Origin of the sequence: Massilia sp. UBA6681 (genome assembly GCF_002454935.1) — a bacterium.
Classification (GTDB): domain Bacteria; phylum Pseudomonadota; class Gammaproteobacteria; order Burkholderiales; family Burkholderiaceae_D; genus Telluria; species Telluria varians.
Genome location: NZ_DKJX01000052.1, coordinates 19,449 through 37,778, shown reverse-complemented (window position 1 = coordinate 37,778; position 18,330 = coordinate 19,449). Strand labels below are relative to the sequence as shown.

The following is an 18,330-nucleotide window of genomic DNA, read 5'->3' as shown; positions in this document are numbered from 1 at the left end:
TGATAGCGCGCCGGGATGGCCACTGGCCACCCCGGCAATGCGTTGTTGCAATCAGGCTTCGCGCAAGGTCTGCAATGGGGGCTGACGCAGCACGCTGCGCAGCCCCAGCCAGCCGCCGACCAGCGCGCAGACGGCGCCCACGACCACGCCGGCCAGCCACACCTGCGGCTCGAACTTCCAGGGGAACTTGAACACGTACTCGGCCAGCACCCAGCCCATGTCCGCCGCGCCGGTCGCCGCCAGCACGCCGGACAGGCCGCCGACCAGCACGAACTCGATCCGCTGCGCCGTCGCCAGTTGGCCGCGGGTGGCGCCGAGCGCGCGCAGCAGGCCCGCTTCGCGGGTGCGTTCCGACTGCGATCCCATCAGGGCCGCGTACAGCACCAGCACGCCGGAGGCGAGCGTGAACATGAACAGGAACTCGACCGCCACCACCACCTGGTCGAGCACTTCCTGCAGCTGGCGGATGATGCCGGAGACGTCGATCACGGTCAGGTTCGGATAGGCGCGGGTCAGGCTGTTGGTGAGGTTTCCCGCGCTGCCGGGCAGATGGAAGGCCGTCATGAAGCTCTTCGGCGCATTCGCCATCGCCTGCGGATTGATGATGACGAAGAAGTTGGCGCGCATCGAGCCCCACTCGAGCTTGCGCAGGCTGGTCACCTTCGCCTCCACCGGCATCCCGGCCATGTCGAAGCGCATGACGTCGCCCAGCTTCAGGCCCAGCCGGGTGGCCAGGCTCTGCTCCACCGAGGCCTCGGCCACGCCCGGGCCATCCTTGTACCAGCTGCCGGCGACGATCTCGTTGGTCTCGGGCAGGCTTGCTACCGTCGACAGGTTGAACTCGCGCTCAGCCAGGCGGCGCGCTTCGCCGTTCTGGAAGCTGTCGCGGGTGAGCAGGTCGCCGTTGATGTGGGTCAGGCGGCCGCGGATCATCGGGTACAGGAACACGTTCTGTACTCCGGCCCCGCGCAGCTGCTGCTCGACGCCCTGCGCCTGCTCGGGCTGGATGTTGATGATGAAACGGTTCGGCGCATCCGGCGGCGTGGCCGTGCGCCAGGCAGACATCAGGTCGCCGCGCACCACGGTAAGCAGCAGCAGCGCCATCAGGCCGAGCGACAGCGACACCACCTGCACCACGGTGGCGCCGGGGCGGCGCTGCAGCGAGGTGATGGCGAAGCGCCAGCTCTGGTTTTTCGAGGCGCCGCGCAGCTGGCGCAGCAGGCGCAGGCCGAGCCAGGCGACCAGGGCGAACAGGCCCAGGCCGCCGAGGAAGCCGCCGGCCGTCATCAATGCCAGCTTGGTGTCGCCGGCCTGCCACAGCAGCAGCGCCAGGAACACGCCGACGCCCAGGCCATAGGTGGCCAGCGCCAGCGGCTGCGGGCTTGCCGCTTCGCGCCGGATGACGCGATTGTGCGGCACGTTGCGCAGCTGAAGCACCGGCGGCAGCGCGAAGCCGACCAGCAGCAGCAGGCCGGTGGCGATGCCCTGCAGCGCAGGCAGGGGCGAGACCGGCGGCAGGTCCGGCGGCAGCAGGTTGCCGATCATCTGGATCAGGACGAAGTGGGCGCCGAAGCCGACCGCCACACCCAGTATGCTCCCAGCCAGGCCGACGATGGCGAATTCGATCAGGTAGAGCGCGCCGACCTGGTTCTGGGTCATGCCGAGACAGCGCAACATGGCGCAGGCGTCCAGGTGGCGCTGCATGAAGCGGCGCGCCGCCATCGCGACCGCCACCGCGGCCAGCATCGCCGAGAGCAGGCCGACCAGCGACAGGAAGCTGTCGGCGCGGTCGAGCGTGGCGCGCATCTCGGGGCGGCCGTTCTCGAGCGTTTCGATGCGCACGCCGCGCACGTTGCGCGTGGCGATGTCGGCGCGCAGCCATTTTTCGAAGGCGGCCACGCCGGACATGTCGTTCTTGGAGGTCGAGGCCACCTGCAGCCGGTAGGTGACGCGCGAGAACGCGTCCACCAGCCCGGTGGCCGGCAGGTCCTGCAGCGACAGCATCACGCGCGGCGCGAAGTTGGAGAAGCCCGCGCCCTTGTCGGGTTCGGTAGCGATCAGCTGGGCGATGCGGAACTGCTTGTCGCCCAGCTGGATGCTGCCGCCCACCCCGGTGCGCAGCGCCGGCAGCAGGTTGGCGTCGACCCAGACGGTGCCGGGCGCCGGCGTGTCCCGGGTTTTCTGTCCGATGGCGCGGCTGGCGTCGTCGGGATTGGTGCTGATGCTGAGCTGGCCGCGCAGCGGGTAGCCGTTCGACACCGCCTTTACCGCGGACAGCTGCGCCATCGAGGCTTCGCCCTCGCCGGCCTGTGCCATGCTCTGGAAGGCGGCCGTTTCGGCGACCAGCAGGCCGCGCCGCTTCGCCTCGTCCTTCCAACGCTGCTGGATCGGATCGTCGGCATTTACCAGGAGGTCGGCGCCCAGCAGCTGGTGCGCGTCGCGGTTCAGCCCGGCGCGCATGCGGTCGATGAAGAAGCCGACCGAGGACAGCGCCGACACCGCCACGATCAGGGCCACCAGCAGGAAACGCAGCTCGCCCGCACGCCAGTCGCGCGCGGTCATGCGGAGGGATTGGATGAACATGGTGTCCCCTTATGCCGCGGCAGCAGGACTGGCCTTCGCGAAGAACTCGTCTACCTCGGCGAGGAAGGCGCGCTTGCGCTCGGGGTCGAGGAAGGAGGCGGCGAAGCTGTTGCGGGCCAGCTGGCGCGCATGGCCGGCATCGAGCGGCAGCGCCTCGAAGGCGGCGATGAAGTTGTCGTTCATGTAGCCGCCGAAATAGGCCGGGTCGTCCGAATTGACGGTGGCGGCCAGGCCGGCGTCGAGCAGCTCGCGCAGGTTGTGGCTGCCCATCACGTCGAACACGCGCAGCTTGATGTTCGACAGCGGGCAGACGGTCAGCGCCATGCCCTCGCGCGCCAGGCGCTCGGTCAGTTCCCTGCTTTCGAGGGTGCGCACGCCATGGTCGATGCGCTCGACCTTGAGCACGTCCAGTGCGCTCTCGATGTAGGCCGGGGGGCCCTCCTCGCCCGCATGCGCCACCAGGCGCAGGCCGAGCTGGCGCGCGCGCTCGAACACGCGCGCGAATTTCTCGGGCGGGTGGCCGACCTCGGACGAGTCCAGGCCGACGCCGATGAATTTGTCGCGGTAAGGCAGCGCCTCGTCCAGCGTGGCCAGCGCTTCTTCCTCGGACAGGTGGCGCAGGAAGCACATGATCAGGGTCGCGCTGATGGGACTGTCCTGGCAGGCGCGCCAGATGCCGTTGATGACGGTCTCGAAGGGCACGCCGCGCGCGGTATGGGTCTGGGGATCGAAGAAGATCTCGGTGTGTCGAACATTGTCGGCATGCGCGCGCGCCAGGTAGGCGGCGGTCATGTCGTAGAAATCCTGCTCGGTCAGCAGCACGCTGGCGCCAGCGTAATAGATGTCGAGGAAGGACTGCAGGTCGCTGAAAGCGTAGGCCTGGCGCAACGCCTCGACCGAGGGGTAAGGCAGCGATACACCATTTCTTTGTGCCAGCGCAAAGATCAGCTCAGGTTCCAGCGAACCCTCGATGTGGATGTGTAATTCTGCCTTCGGCATGTTCTGCAGGATATTACGTAGTTGGGGATGCAGCATGATGTTCTCCGGCGCTGGTCTTTGTTCGATGGGACGTGGCCGACAAGTGTAACGCATGCTCGTCCGCCCTCTGTGCCATAGGCGAAAACAGGCATCCGTATTGACGGTTTGCGTGCGCCACAGCTTGAGCATATCGTGCACTATCGGCTGACAAAATTGATATTTAAGCAGCCTGGAGCGGGCCGAATCGAACCGCTTCGGAACCGTGAAAAAGGGAGGTTTCGGGGAGCATTTTCAGTGCTCGCCAAGCCCTTCAAAAACGGTCTTTTCTTATACGGTTCAAGCACTTGTATATGCAGTACCTGCGCGCACGACACTGCTTTGACTTCGGGAACTAATAGGCACATAATAAATTTCACAAACGCAAAAAAGACGCTCTCCAACCGACGGGAGACCGGACCTGCCACATTCGGCTCGGTCCGGGAAGACAACAAGAAAATCGCAGCATCCACGGCCCCGGCGATCCCGGTGCCAGGTGCGGGCGACCGACAAGGAGTACGCCAGATAAAGACCGGGGCCTGAGGCAGCCCTTGCACAGTCGGCTGCCATGACGTGATCGTTGTTCGTAACCTTGAGGACATTCGAAATGAGCATCTTTGACAACTACACCGCCCGCTACGAGCGTACCCGCGAAGAGGAATACTCCATGTCGGAGTTCCTCACACTGTGCAAGAAAGACCCCCTGACCTATGCCAGCGCGCCCGAGCGCATGCTCGCGGCCATCGGCGATCCGACCCTGATCGACACCCGCCTCGACCCACGCCTGTCGCGCATCTTCGCCAACAAGGTGATCAAGGTCTATCCGGCCTTCCGCGATTTCTACGGCATGGAAGAAGTGATCGAACAGGTCGTTTCCTACTTCCGCCATGCGGCCCAGGGCCTGGAAGAACGCAAGCAGATCCTCTACCTGCTCGGCCCGGTGGGCGGCGGCAAGTCCTCGATCGCGGAAAAGCTCAAGAGCCTGATGGAACACGTGCCCTTCTACGCCATCAAGGGTTCGCCGGTGAACGAATCGCCGCTCGGCCTGTTCAACGAGGAAGAAGACGGCACCATCCTCGAAGAAGACTACGGCATCCCGCGCCGCTACCTGCGCGCCATTCCGAGCCCATGGGCCGTCAAGCGGCTGCACGAGTTCGGCGGCGACATCAACAAGTTCCGCGTGGTCAAGCGCTACCCGTCGATCCTGAAGCAGATTGCGGTCTCCAAGACCGAGCCGGGCGACGAGAACAACCAGGACATTTCCTCGCTGGTCGGCAAGGTCGACATCCGCAAGCTCGAAGACTACGCCCAGGACGATCCGGACGCCTACAGCTACTCGGGCGGCCTGTGCCTGGCCAACCAGGGCCTGATGGAATTCGTCGAGATGTTCAAGGCGCCGATCAAGGTGCTGCACCCGCTGCTGACGGCCACCCAGGAAGGCAACTACAAGGGCACCGAAGGCTTCGGCGCGATTCCCTTCGAAGGCATCGTGCTGGCGCACTCGAACGAATCCGAGTGGAAGACTTTCCGCAACAACCGCAACAACGAGGCCTTCCTCGACCGTATCTACATCGTCAAGGTGCCCTACTGCCTGCGCGTGTCCGACGAGATCAAGATCTACGACAAGCTGCTGTACAACTCCTCGCTCGACAAGGCGCCCTGCGCACCGGGCACGCTGCGCATGATGGCGCAGTTCGCGATCCTGTCGCGCCTGAAGGATCCGGAGAACTCGAGCATCTATTCCAAGATGCTGGTGTACGACGGCGAGAACCTGAAGGACACCGATCCCAAGGCCAAGTCGATGCACGAGTACGTCGACTATGCCGGCGTGGACGAAGGCATGAACGGCCTGTCGACCCGCTTCGCCTTCAAGATCCTGTCCAAGGTCTTCAACTTCGACAACACCGAAGTGGCGGCCAATCCGGTGCACCTGCTCTACGTGCTCGAACAGCAGATCGAGCGCGAGCAGTTCCCGCCGGAGACCGAGCAGCGCTACATGTCCTATATCAAGGAGCACCTGGCGCAGCGCTACGTCGATTTCATCGGCAAGGAAATCCAGACCGCCTATCTCGAAAGCTATTCGGAATACGGCCAGAACATCTTCGACCGTTACGTGACCTTCGCCGACTTCTGGATCCAGGACCAGGAATTCCGCGACCCGGACACCGGCGAGAGCTTCGACCGCGAATCGCTCAACGCCGAGCTCGAGAAGATCGAGAAGCCGGCCGGCATTTCGAATCCGAAGGATTTCCGCAACGAGATCGTCAACTTCAGCCTGCGTGCGCGGGCCACCAATGCCGGCAAGAACCCGGCCTGGACCAGCTACGAGAAATTCCGTAGCGTGATCGAGAAGAAGATGTTCTCGAACACCGAAGAACTCCTGCCTGTCATTTCCTTCAATGCGAAAGCGAGTGCCGAGGATGCCAACAAGCATGCCGACTTCGTGGCCCGCATGGTCGAGAAAGGCTACACGCCGAAGCAGGTACGCCTGCTGTGCGAATGGTACCTGCGCGTAAGGAAATCCTCCTGACAGGGCGCTGGCGCACGCCACAAATGGCGTGCGCCGCACACGCGATTGCGCTGCGTATTAAGATAGGCCTATCGAGATTTCGCAGCCCGCCCGCATAGCATCGGCGGCCGTGAACCCAGCAGGTTCTTTTAGCCGCCCGCAACGTATCGGCGGCGCGAAGAACCGTCGCGAGCGGCAGCAGTTGCGGTAGAGAAGCGCAACCGTACAAACGTACGGTGAGCATCGCAGACCGCAAATGCAACGCGCAGCAGGTTCCTCGCGCCGCCACCACAGGAGGTTAGTTTGACTTATCTCATCGACCGTCGCTTGCAGGGCAAGAACAAGTCCGCGGTCAACCGCGAACGCTTCCTGCGCCGCTACAAGGCGCAAATCAAGGACGCGGTCGGCCGCGCCATCAAAGGCCGTTCGATCACCGATATCGAGAACGGCGAGAAAGTCACGATCCCCGTCAAGGACGTGAACGAACCCCATTTCGGCCATGCCCATGGGGGCGTCTGGGAAACCGTCAACCCGGGCAATACCGAATACCAGAAAGGCGACCAGTTCAACCGTCCGCGCAGCGGCGGCGGTGGCGCCGGGCGCGGGCGCGCCGGCAACAGCGACCAGACCACCGAGGACGATTTCATCTTCGAGCTGTCGCGCGAAGAATTCATGAACTATTTCTTCGAGGATCTTGAGCTGCCGAACATGATCAAGACGCAGCTCACCCAGACCATCGAGTACAAGAACCAGCGCGCCGGCTACAACGTGTCCGGTACGCCCTCGAACATCCACGTGCTGCGCTCGCTGCGCGGCGCGCTCGGGCGCCGCATCGCCGTCGGCGGCCCTGCCAAGCGCCAGCTGCGGGAAGCCGAGGAAGCGCTGCAGGCCCTGTTCGACGAAGGCGCGCCTTCCGATGACGAGCAGGTGATCGAACTGAAGGACAAGATCCACCACCTGCACATCCGCCTCAACGCGATCCCCTTCATCGATCCCTTCGACCTGCGCTACTCGAACCGGATCAAGGTGCCCAAGCCGAGCACCTCGGCCGTGATGTTCTGCATCATGGACGTCTCCGGCTCGATGGACGAAACGCGCAAGGACACCGCCAAGCGCTTCTTCATCCTGCTCTACCTGTTCCTCAAGCGCGTCTACGAGAAGATCGAGGTCGTCTTCATCCGTCACCATACGGCCGCGGCCGAGGTCGACGAGAACGAGTTCTTCCATTCGCGCGAGTCGGGCGGCACCGTGGTGTCCTCGGCCCTGCACCTGCTGCAGAAAGTGCTCACCGAGCGCTACGGCAGCGCGGACTGGAACGCCTACGTGGCCCAGGCCTCGGACGGCGACAACTGGGACAACGACTCGGTGCTGTGCAAGCAGATCTTGAACAACGCCATCATGCCGCGGGTCCAGTACTACACCTACGTCGAGATCACCGACGGCCCGCCGCAGAACCTGTGGGAGCAGTATTGCGAGGTGGCCGACCACCACAAGAATTTCGCGATGCAGAAGATCGTCACCCCGGCCGACATCTACCCGGTCTTCCGCGAGCTGTTCAAGAAGCAGCCAAAGTAAGAGGCCCGCCATGCCAAGAGACCCCAACAATCCGCGCGCCCTGCCCGACCAGTCGGAGTGGACCTTCGACCTGATCGAACAGGCGCACGAGGAAATCAAGCGGGTGGCCAAGCGCTACGGCCTGGACACCTACCCCAACCAGCTCGAGATCATCACCGCCGAGCAGATGATGGACGCCTACACGTCCGTCGGCATGCCGGTGTCGTACAACCACTGGTCGTTCGGCAAGCACTTCCTGACGACCGAAAAAAGCTACAAGCGCGGCCAGATGGGCCTGGCCTACGAGATCGTCATCAACTCGAATCCCTGCATCGCCTACCTGATGGAGGAGAACAGCCTGACGATGCAGGCCCTGGTGATCGCTCATGCTGCCTACGGGCACAATTCCTTCTTCAAAGGCAACTACCTGTTCCGCACCTGGACCGATGCCGACGCCATCGTCGACTACATGGTCTTTGCGAAGAACTATATTGCCGAGTGCGAACAGCGTTACGGCATCGACGCGGTCGAGGAGCTGCTCGACTCCTGTCATGCCCTACAGAACTATGGCGTCGACCGCTACAAGCGGCCGGCCAAGCTGTCGGTCGCGCAGGAAACCGCGCGCCAGAAGGAGCGCGAGGAATACGCCCAGTCGCAGGTCAACGCGATCTGGCGCACCCTGCCGCTGCGCGAGGAACAGGTGACGAGTACGGCGCCGAGCCGCTTCCCGCCCGAGCCGGAAGAAAACCTGCTCTACTTCATCGAGAAATACGCGCCGCTGCTGGAACCCTGGCAGCGCGAGCTGGTGCGTATCACGCGCAAGATCTCGCAGTACTTTTATCCACAGCGCCAGACCCAGGTGATGAACGAAGGCTGGGCCACCTTCTGGCACTACACCATCCTGCAGGACCTGTACAAGGAAGGCATCGTCGGCGACGGCTTCATGCTGGAGTTCCTGCAGAGCCATACGAACGTCGTCTACCAGCCGCCGGCAACCAGTCCCTATTACAGCGGGATCAACCCGTATGCGCTTGGTTTCGCGATGATGACCGACATTCGCCGCATTTGCGAAGACCCCACCGATGAAGACCGCGCCTGGTTCCCGGACATCGCGGGCAGCGACTGGATCAAGACCCTGGACTTCGCGATGCGCAACTTCAAGGACGAGAGCTTCATCGCCCAGTACCTGTCGCCCAAGCTGATCCGCGAATTCCACTTCTTCGCCGTGCTCGACGACGACCGCAGCGACAAGTTGACGATCTCGGCGATCCACGACGAGCAGGGCTACCGCTACGTGCGCCACAAGCTGGCCGAGCAGTACAACATCGGCAGCCGCGAGCCGAACATCCAGGTCTGGCAGGTGAATACCCGCGACGACCGCGCCCTGACCCTGCGCCACACGCAGTTCAACCGCCGGCCGCTGAACCAGCAGGCGCAGGAAGTGCTCAAGCACGTCGCGCGCCTGTGGGGATTCGATGTCAGGCTGGAAACAGTGGACCCGAGCGGCCACGTGATCAGCTTCCTCGAGTGCCGCCGCGAGAAGCGCGGCCGCTGAAGCTGAAGCTTCATCCTTGCTGAAGGCGCGGCAGCGGCCACCCGGCGGCTGCCCTTTCCTCCTGGCCAGGCGGCCTGTGGGTTGGAACGGCGGCGGCCGCGCCAGGCTTTTCCAGCGCAAGGTGCCGGCACCGATTCCTGGCGCCGGGCGGCGCTACGGCAAGCCGAGCCATCCCTCTAAAATTTTTACGTACTCAGCCGCGCCGCCCAAGCAATTTTCCTGTAATAATGCCTGCGCTGACCATTTCGGCTGGACCAATTTGTATCAAGCATGCGTTTGATGTCCTTGCAAGCGCCGGCCGGGCGTCTCGAGCGGCCATTTGGCGTCGATATTGACGATGCATGTGGCTTCTGCACGGAGAACAAGTCTACCTGTGCAACCTAGCAGCGCCTTCTATCGCCCCGCGCCTCGTTTTACTACCCCCTCCCCAACAAAATGACCACCTCGACGTAATTTTTTTGCGCTTGAGTGCGCGAACACACTGTTCAAAACGCCGAATTCCATGTAGTTTTGCTATGCATGAGAAGCAGATATCCGCAAAGCGGTTATCAAACGCACAACTGAAGCATATCAAGACGCGCTTTGCCCATGACTTTTAGCTATGAGTTTCGTGGGGCAAAAGCGGGTTCCAGGGCTGCTCAACAGTACGCGCCGCTTCCGCAAAACTGGCTATAGTTTTCGTAAATACCAAGATGTCATCATATGAAATTTGTTATGTGACCGCTTTGGCATGGAAAATTCGGCAAAACCGGGTTGGGCGCCTCACGATCCACAGATGGAGGAGAACTGCTACATAAAATTACAATTCACCCCTGCTTTCTGGACCACGCACGACCGGCCGCGGGACTTGTATAGATGGGCTTCTTTGCCTGTTTTTACAGGCAGTTAGCATCCCTTCGGGGGTGTAAAAATGTCTCCTCAAAAAAGAATTCGTAGGTATAATTCTTTGATGTCCCGGATGCGGCCCTAGATTTTTGTCGTGTTTAGTGGGTTTAGTGGCAACAAAAAAGAGTTGGTATTGGAGAAAGATGGCATGAATTTTACGCATGATAAGAACCCGGGCAGGAATTACACCGGTCTCGCCATTGTTATCCTGTTGCACGTGGTGGTGGCTTGGGCATTTATCAATGGCCTGGGCACCCGGATCGTCACCAAGGTAACCGAGGCTGTTGAAACAAAACTGATTGAAGAGGTGAAGCCGCCGCCGCCGCCGGAAACGCCGCCGCCGCCGCCGCCGCCGGAAATGAAGGCTCCGCCACCGCCGTTCATCCCGCCGGTCGAAGTCCAGGTGCAGCAGCCGCCGCCGCCGCAGAACGCGATCACGACGGCGACCAATACGCCGCCGCCGACCACGACTCTGGCACCCCCGGCTCCGCCAGCGCCGCCAGCTCCACCGGCGCCGCCGCGTGCTGCAGGTCCGAGCCGTACCGAAGCAGTCGCCGACTTTAACACTTGCGCACGTCCGGAATATCCGCGTTCGTCGCAGCGTAACGAAGAAACCGGTACCACGACCCTGCAGTTCCTGATCGGGGCCGATGGTCGAGTGATGGAATCCAAGCTGCAGAAGTCGTCGGGCTTCCGCGATCTGGATCGGGCCGCACAATCGGCCCTGAGCAAATGCCGATTCAAGCCGGCCACTGTAGATGGTCAGCCGCAACAGGCGTGGACAGCGGTGCAGTACGTCTGGACGCTGGAATAAAACCGAGACGGAACATCGTCTCAACTCAATGATTTTCGTTGTCAATAGTTCAGCGAACTGTCTATTTTTATATTTTTGGAGGAAGCATGTTTAAGAATACCCGTTTGTCCGCTATGCTGGCGGCTGTCCTGTTCTCGGTAACGGCGGCATCGGCCCTGGTTTCCGCACCGGCCTTCGCTGACGCTCCTGCTGCAGGCGCCACCGCTCCGGCGGCTGACGCGGCTGCCCCGGCTGCCGACGCAGCAGCACCGGCTGCCGACGCTGCAGCTGCTCCGGCTGACGCAGCTGCACCGGCTGCCGCCGAAGGCGCTACCGAAGAAGTCCACAACCCGTACGGCATCGAAGCCATGTGGGAAGAAGGCGACTTCGTCAACAAGGGCACCATCATCATCCTGGCACTGATGTCGATCGGTTCGTGGTACATCATCATCACCAAACTGATCGACCAGCAGAAGATCATGCGCCAGTCGAAGGAAGCTTCGGCCAAGTTCTGGAAAGCACCGTCGATCGCCGCTGGCTCGGCTCAGCTGAAAGAAGGCTCGCCGTTCCGCTTCATCGCTGAAACCGGCACCAAGGCAACCCAGCACCACGACGGCGCCCTGCTCGAGCAGATCGACCTGTCGACCTGGGTGACCATGCAGATCCAGCGCGCCGTGGACCGCGTCCAGTCGCGCCTGCAGGATGGCCTGTCGTTCCTGGCAACCGTCGGTTCGACCTCGCCGTTCATCGGTCTGTTCGGTACCGTCTGGGGCATCTACAACGCGTTGACCGCCATCGGTATGTCGGGTAACGCGTCGATCGACAAAGTGGCAGGCCCGGTGGGTGAAGCACTGATCATGACCGCATTCGGTCTGTTCGTTGCAGTCCCGGCGGTTCTGGGTTACAACTGGCTGGTTCGTCGTAACAAGTCGGTCATGGAAGACGTCCGTTCGTTCTCGGCTGACGTGCACTCGGTCCTGATCTCGGGCGCCATGTCGACCTCGAACGCTGCTGCTGGCGCCAAGAAGGCTGGTTAATCATGTCGATGAGTGTCGGCTCCGATTCCGGAGATGATGATGCCGTGATGTCAGAGATCAACACGACGCCGCTAGTCGACATCATGTTGGTTCTTCTGATCATCTTCCTGATCACCAGCCCGGTGGTTCTGAACCTGCAGAAAGTGAACCTGCCTGCAGAAACGAACCAGGTCACCAAGACCAAGCCGGAAGACGTCAACATCACCATCAACAAAGATGGCGAGATGTACTACAACCAGACCCGCATCGCGAACACGGACGAGCTGTTCAAGTTCCTCGCGGAGCAGTCGGTGAAAGTGCCGCAGCCGGCAGTGAAAGTTCGTGGCGACCAGGAATCCCGCTACGAATCGATCGGCCGGGTGATTTACACGGCACAACGTGCTGGGATTCAGAAGGTCGGTTTCGTTATCGAACCGCCTGACAAGGGCTAACACCCTGTCCGCGATATCGAGGTTTCTCAGGAGACCTTGATATCGCGTCCGAGACCCCAACATTTGAAAAGGAAACACCATGGGCATGAACGTAGGTTCGGGCTCCGCTAAAGGAGCCGATCCGGAACCGATGATGGAAATGAACATGACGCCGCTGATCGACGTCCTGCTCGTTCTCATCATTATGATGATTATCACGATTCCGAAACAAAACCACTCGGTCAATCTGAACATGCCGGTCGGCACCCCGCCACCGCAGACGAATGAGAAACCGGTGGTCGTGACGATCGACGTGGACTTCGACGGCACCATCCTGTGGGATGGCCAGGTAGTCTCGGATCGCGCGGAACTGGAAGCCAAGATGAACGGCGTCGCTGCGATGCCGAACCAGCCGGAAGTGCACCTGCGTCCGAACAAGCTGGTCGAGTACAAGGTGGTGGCCGGTGTCATGGCAACCGCTCAGCGTCTCGGCGTCACCAAGATCGGCATGGTCGGTAACGAGCAGTTCCAGTAATCGATCCATGTTTGACCAACACGGCAGGGTTTCCCTGCCGTGTCCATTTTGAAGAAGGATGTTTTCAGATGATTAAATTCCGTCTCGCACACCTTGGCCTCGCACTGGCCGCCCTCGGTTTCACTGCAACCATCCCTGTCGTTGGCCTGGCTCCTGTGCACGCTGCGGTCACCCTGCGTCCGGAAGTCGGCAAGCCAATGCAACAGGCACAGTCGCTGCTGAAACAGGGCAACGCCAAGGGCGCACTGGCCGCCCTGCGCGACGCGGACAAGGCAGCAAAGACCGATGACGAACGCTTCCTGATCGAGCGCGTGCGCGCCTCGGCAGCCTCGTCGGCCGGCGATTGGGGCCTTGCAGCCACCTCGTTCGAAAAGCTGCTCGACTCGGGCAAGCTGAGCGCCTCCGAGCGCTCGCAGTTCTCGGAAGGCCTGGTCGGCATCTACATGCGCGCCGGCGACCTGAACAAGGCAAACGCCACCATCCTGAAGCTGCTGCAGAAGGGCAACGATCCGAAGCTGCGCGCCTACCTGCTGCAGAACTACTACAAGCAGGGCAATGTCGCCGCGCTGGAGCAGGAATTGCGCAAAGCCGAACAGAGCGGCCGCCTGAGCGAAGACGAGCTCGGCATGCTGGCCAACATCCAGCTGAAGAAGAACGACAAGGCCGGCTACGTGCAGACCATCGAGAAGCTGGCCGCCAGCTACCCGAAGGCCCAGTACTGGAACGACCTGCTGAACCGCGTCCAGGGCAAGCCTGGCTTCTCGGGCCGCCTGGCAGTGGACGTGTACCGTCTGAAGCTGGCCAACAACCTGATGAAGAAGCCGAGCGAGTTCATGGAAATGGCCCAGCTGGTGCTGCAGGCGAAAGCCCCGGCCGAAGCGCTGAAGGTCATCGACAAGGGCTACAAGGCCGGCGCCCTGGGCACCGGTGCGGACGCCGAGCGTCACAAGCGCCTGAAGGACCTGGCCGAGAAGAACCTGGCCGAGCAGAACAAGGGCGTCGCCGCCCTGGAAGCCGAATACACCGCCGCCAAGGACAACGACGCGCTGGTGGGCCTCGGCTACGCGCTGGTGCAGGCTGGCCAGGCCGACAAGGGCCTGAAGATGATGGAAACCGCCATCAAGGCCGGCAACCTGCGTTACGCCGACGAAGCCAAGCTGCGCCTGGGCGAAGCCTACGCCGCAGCCGGCAAGAAGCAGCAAGCCATCAGCACGCTCAAGACCGTCGGCGGCAAGGACGGCAGCGCCGACCTGGCCCGCTACTGGATCATGGCGATCAACCGTCCGATCGCCTGATCAAGCGAGCGAGCGCTCCCGGTCGAGCGATCCGAAACGCCGCCTGTTCGCAGGCGGCGTTTTTTATTGCGCCAACGCATCCCCCTCTCCGGGGGCTTCGTTGCTGTGCAACATGCGAGTTACCGTATAATCAGGTATTTCGCGCCGGACCGGCCGGCTGCGCCACTGGAAGCATTGATGAAGGTATTTCGCGGACTACCCAACGACAGGGCGCGCGCACCCTGCGCCCTCACGATCGGCAACTTTGACGGTGTCCACCGCGGCCACCAGGCATTGTTGGCGCACGTGCGCGGCGCCGCCATGGCGCTCGGGATCGAAGCCGCCGTGATGACCTTCGAACCGCACCCGCGCGAATACTTCGCCCGCAAGATGGCCGACCTGTCGAAAGCCCCCGCCCGCATCGCCAACCTGCGCGACAAGCTGGAAGACCTGTCCGCCGCCGGCATCGATCGCGTCATCGTCGAACATTTCAACGAACACTTCGCCGCCCAGTCGCCGCGCGATTTCATCGAGCGCGTGCTGGTCGACGGCCTGCACGTCAAATGGCTGATGGTGGGCGACGACTTCCGCTTCGGCGCCCGGCGCGCGGGCGACATCGCGATGCTGCAGGAAGCCGGCCGCGAATACGGCTTCCAGGTCGCGACCCTGGATGCCGTGATGCTGGGCGAGCGCCGCATCTCGTCCTCGGCCGTGCGCGAAGCGCTGGCCGCCGGCGACTTCGGCGCCACCCAGCAGCTGCTCGGCCACCCCTACGCCATGTCGGGCCACGTGATCCATGGGCAGAAGCTCGGACGCACGCTGGGCTTTCCGACCCTGAACCTGCGGGTGGCGCACCGCCCTGCCCTGGCCGGCATCTTCGTGGTGCAGGTGCACGGCCTGGCGGAGCAGCCCTTGCCGGGCGTTGCCAGCCTCGGCGTTCGCCCTACCGTCGAGGACGCTGGCCGTATGCTGCTGGAAGTGCACGTGTTCGACTACGACCAGAGCGCCTACGGCAAACTGGTGCGCGTCGAATTCCTCGCCAAGCTGCGCGACGAGGAGAAGTACGTCGACCTGCCCACGCTCACCGCCGCGATCGAGCGCGACGCCGTCCAGGCGCGCACCTTCTTCGCGCACCGTAACGGCGCGCTCACCGCGACCGATCGAATTTGACGCCTCGCATTTGACACCTGCAGGCATGCCTGCCGAAAGCGGCGCGCGCGGCCCCGCCGCGAGACCGAACCGAATCCCCTAGAGAAAAACCTTATGTCCGATACCAAACCCGTCCAGAACAAGGCCCCGAAGGGTGCCAAGCCAGAGAGCAAATACCCGGTCAACATGACCGACACCCCCTTCCCGATGCGCGGCGACCTCGCCAAGCGCGAGCCGGGCTGGGTCAAGCAGTGGCAGGACAAGAAGATCTACCAGCGCATCCGCAAGGCGGCGGCCGGCCGTCCGAAGTTCATCCTGCACGATGGCCCGCCGTATGCGAACGGCGACATCCACCTCGGCCACGCCGTCAACAAGATCCTGAAGGACATGGTCGTCAAATCGCGCACCATGGCCGGCTTCGACGCGCCCTACGTGCCGGGCTGGGACTGCCATGGCATGCCGATCGAGATCCAGATCGAAAAGCAGTTCGGCAAGAACCTGCCGACCGCCGAGGTGCTGCAGAAGGCGCGCGCCTATGCGCTCGAGCAGATCGACCGCCAGCGCGCCGGCTTCATCCGCCTGGGCGTGCTGGGCGAATGGGAAAACCCCTACATGACCATGGCCTACGGTAACGAGGCGGACGAGCTGCGCGCCCTCGGCAAGCTGCTGGAAAAAGGTTACGTGTACCGCGGCCTCAAACCCGTCAACTGGTGCTTCGACTGCGGTTCGGCGCTGGCCGAGGCGGAAGTCGAATACCAGGACAAGCGCGACCCGGCGATCGACGTCGGCTTCCCGTTCGCGGAACCGGAAAAAGTCGCCGCGGCCTTCGGCCTGCCGCAGCTGCCGACCACGAATGGCTTCATCGTGATCTGGACCACCACCCCGTGGACCATCCCGTCGAACCAGGCCCTGAACGCCAACCCGGAAGTGACGTACGCGCTGGTGCAGGCCGAACGTGACGGCCAGCCGCTGCTGCTGATTCTGGCCCAGGACCTGGTCGAAGCGACCCTGCAGCGCTACAAGCTGGAAGGGAGCGTCATCGCCACCACCCCGGGCGCCAAGCTTGAAGGCATCCGCTTCAAGCATCCGCTGCACGCGCAGGACCCGTTCTACGACCGCACTTCCCCGGTCTACCTGGCCGACTACGTCACGACCGACAGCGGCACCGGCGTGGTCCACTCGGCGCCGGCCTATGGCCTGGAAGACTTCCAGTCCTGCAAGGCGCACGGCATGAAGGACGACGAAATCCTGAAACCGGTGATGGGCGACGGCCGCTTCGCCTCGACCCTGCCGCTGTTCGGCGGACTCACCATCTGGGAAGCCAGCAAGCCGATCTGCGAAGCCCTGCGCGGCGCCGGCGCCCTGTTCGAACTGAAGATGTTCGACCACAGCTACATGCACTGCTGGCGCCACAAGACCCCGATCGTCTACCGCGCCACCAGCCAGTGGTTCGCCGGCATGGACGTCACCCCGAAGGACGGCGGCCCCTCCCTGCGCGAAACCGCGCTGGCCGGCATCGCCGAGACCCAATTCTTCCCGGACTGGGGCCAGGCGCGCCTGCAGGGCATGATCGCCAACCGTCCGGACTGGACCCTGTCGCGCCAGCGCCAGTGGGGCGTGCCGATGGCCTTCTTCCTGCACAAGGAAACCGGCGAGCTGCATCCGCGCACCCCGGAGCTGCTGGAGCAGGTCGCCAAGCTGATCGAAGCGAAAGGCATCGAAGCCTGGCAGCAGCTCGACCCAAGCGAACTGCTGGGCGAGGACGCCGCCAACTACGAGAAGAACAAGGACACGCTGGACGTGTGGTTCGACTCGGGTTCGACCCACCAGACCGTACTGCGCGGCTCGCACAAGGAACAATCCGCCTTCCCGGCCGACCTCTACCTGGAAGGCTCGGACCAGCACCGCGGCTGGTTCCACTCCTCGCTCTTGACCTCCTCGATGCTCAACGGCCGCCCGCCGTACAAGGCGCTGCTGACCCACGGCTTCACCGTCGACGAGAACGGCAAGAAGATGTCGAAGTCGCTCGGCAATACGCTGGCGCCGCAGAAGATCTCCGATACCCTCGGCGCCGACATCCTGCGCCTGTGGGTGGCCTCGACCGACTACACGGGCGAGCTGTCGATCGGCGACGAAATCCTCAAGCGCGTCACCGAATCCTACCGCCGCATCCGCAACACGCTGCGCTTCCTGCTGGCGAACACCTCGGACTTCGATCCAGGCAAGGACGCGGTGCCGGTGGCCGAGCTGCTCGAGATCGACCGCTACGCGATCGCCGCGATGGCCCAGCTGCAGGCCGACATTGCCGGCCACTTCGAGCGCTACGAGTTCCACCCGGTGGTCGCCCGCCTGCAGAACTACTGCTCGGAAGACCTGGGCGGCTTCTACCTCGACATCCTGAAGGATCGCCTGTACACCACCGGCGTCGAGTCGACGGCGCGCCGCTCGGCCCAGACCGCGCTGTGGCACATCGCCCATGCGCTGCTGCGCGTGATGGCGCCGATCCTGTCCTTCACCGCCGAGGAAGCCTGGGCCGTGTTCGCGGGCCAGCAGGCCTATGCGCAGAGCGACGAGACCATCTTCACGCAAACGCTGTGGACCTTCCCGGACATCGCGGACGGCGAAGCCCTGCTGGCCAAGTACGCCGCGCTGCGCGAAGTACGTGCCGGCGTGACCAAGCAGCTGGAAGAAGTGCGCGCCTCGGGCGCCATCGGCTCCTCGCTGCAGGCGGAACTGGCGATCAAGGCTGCGGGCGAGAAATTCCAGCTGCTGGCCAGCCTCGAGGATGACCTGAAGTTCGTGTTCATCACCTCGCAGGCCAGCGTGGAACAGGTGGCCGACGCCGCCAACGAAGCGGTGACCGTGACCCCGTCGGAAGCGGAAAAGTGCGAGCGCTGCTGGCACTACCGCCGCGACGTCGGCCACGACCACGCGCACGCCGGCCTGTGCGGCCGCTGCACCAGCAACCTGTTCGGCAGCGGCGAAGCCCGCCGCTACGCCTGACCTTCCCCTCACGGGGTTCCACCGCCATG

General features: G+C 63.1%; 12 protein-coding genes. 10 read left to right on the top strand and 2 right to left on the bottom strand.

All coding sequences use genetic code 11. From position 1 onward, the window contains the following. Positions 1 to 51: 51 nt before the first annotated feature. Entirely contained in the window at positions 52 to 2,583 is a 2,532-nt protein-coding gene (locus B2R83_RS07995) for an ABC transporter permease (RefSeq protein ID WP_292039904.1), read from the bottom strand. Between the two features lie 9 nt (positions 2,584 to 2,592). Then, the gene (locus tag B2R83_RS07990) at positions 2,593 to 3,618 is read right to left on the bottom strand and encodes an adenosine deaminase (RefSeq protein ID WP_292039902.1); all 1,026 of its coding nucleotides are present in this window, start codon (positions 3,616 to 3,618) and stop codon (positions 2,593 to 2,595) included. Positions 3,619 to 4,204: 586 nt separating this feature from the next. On the opposite strand from B2R83_RS07990, the gene B2R83_RS07985 reads away from it, so the two are divergent. From B2R83_RS07985 to ileS, 10 genes are all read left to right on the top strand, one after another. Beyond that, the gene (locus tag B2R83_RS07985; RefSeq protein ID WP_292039900.1) at positions 4,205 to 6,127 is read left to right on the top strand and encodes a PrkA family serine protein kinase; all 1,923 of its coding nucleotides are present in this window, start codon (positions 4,205 to 4,207) and stop codon (positions 6,125 to 6,127) included. A 282-nt stretch (positions 6,128 to 6,409) separates the two neighbouring features. Continuing rightward, the gene (locus B2R83_RS07980) at positions 6,410 to 7,681 is read left to right on the top strand and encodes a YeaH/YhbH family protein (RefSeq protein ID WP_036214664.1); all 1,272 of its coding nucleotides are present in this window, start codon (positions 6,410 to 6,412) and stop codon (positions 7,679 to 7,681) included. Between the two features lie 10 nt (positions 7,682 to 7,691). Beyond that, positions 7,692 to 9,215 carry a SpoVR family protein gene (locus B2R83_RS07975; RefSeq protein ID WP_292039898.1) on the top strand — a complete coding sequence of 508 codons (1,524 nt, stop codon included), beginning with the start codon at positions 7,692 to 7,694 and terminating at the stop codon, positions 9,213 to 9,215. Between the two features lie 1,033 nt (positions 9,216 to 10,248). Next, positions 10,249 to 10,914, top strand: a complete 666-nt coding sequence (locus tag B2R83_RS07970) for an energy transducer TonB (protein WP_027865244.1) — start codon at positions 10,249 to 10,251, stop codon at positions 10,912 to 10,914. Between the two features lie 86 nt (positions 10,915 to 11,000). Continuing rightward, positions 11,001 to 11,930: a MotA/TolQ/ExbB proton channel family protein gene (locus B2R83_RS07965; protein ID WP_169728106.1), complete on the top strand. Its 930-nt coding sequence runs from the start codon at positions 11,001 to 11,003 to the stop codon at positions 11,928 to 11,930. A gap of 2 nt (positions 11,931 to 11,932) precedes the next feature. Then, complete coding sequence (locus B2R83_RS07960; RefSeq protein WP_027865242.1) at positions 11,933 to 12,361, top strand: ExbD/TolR family protein; 429 nt, start codon at positions 11,933 to 11,935, stop codon at positions 12,359 to 12,361. A gap of 79 nt (positions 12,362 to 12,440) precedes the next feature. Then, entirely contained in the window at positions 12,441 to 12,875 is a 435-nt protein-coding gene (locus B2R83_RS07955; protein ID WP_027865241.1) for an ExbD/TolR family protein, read from the top strand. A 68-nt stretch (positions 12,876 to 12,943) separates the two neighbouring features. Next, a complete protein-coding gene (locus B2R83_RS07950; RefSeq protein ID WP_292039892.1) occupies positions 12,944 to 14,170 on the top strand; it encodes a tetratricopeptide repeat protein in 1,227 nt (408 codons plus the stop codon). Positions 14,171 to 14,347: 177 nt separating this feature from the next. After that, positions 14,348 to 15,319: a bifunctional riboflavin kinase/FAD synthetase gene (locus tag B2R83_RS07945; protein WP_292039891.1), complete on the top strand. Its 972-nt coding sequence runs from the start codon at positions 14,348 to 14,350 to the stop codon at positions 15,317 to 15,319. Between the two features lie 93 nt (positions 15,320 to 15,412). Beyond that, a complete protein-coding gene (gene ileS / locus B2R83_RS07940) occupies positions 15,413 to 18,301 on the top strand; it encodes an isoleucine--tRNA ligase (protein ID WP_292039890.1) in 2,889 nt (962 codons plus the stop codon). The last annotated feature ends 29 nt before the right edge of the window (positions 18,302 to 18,330 follow it).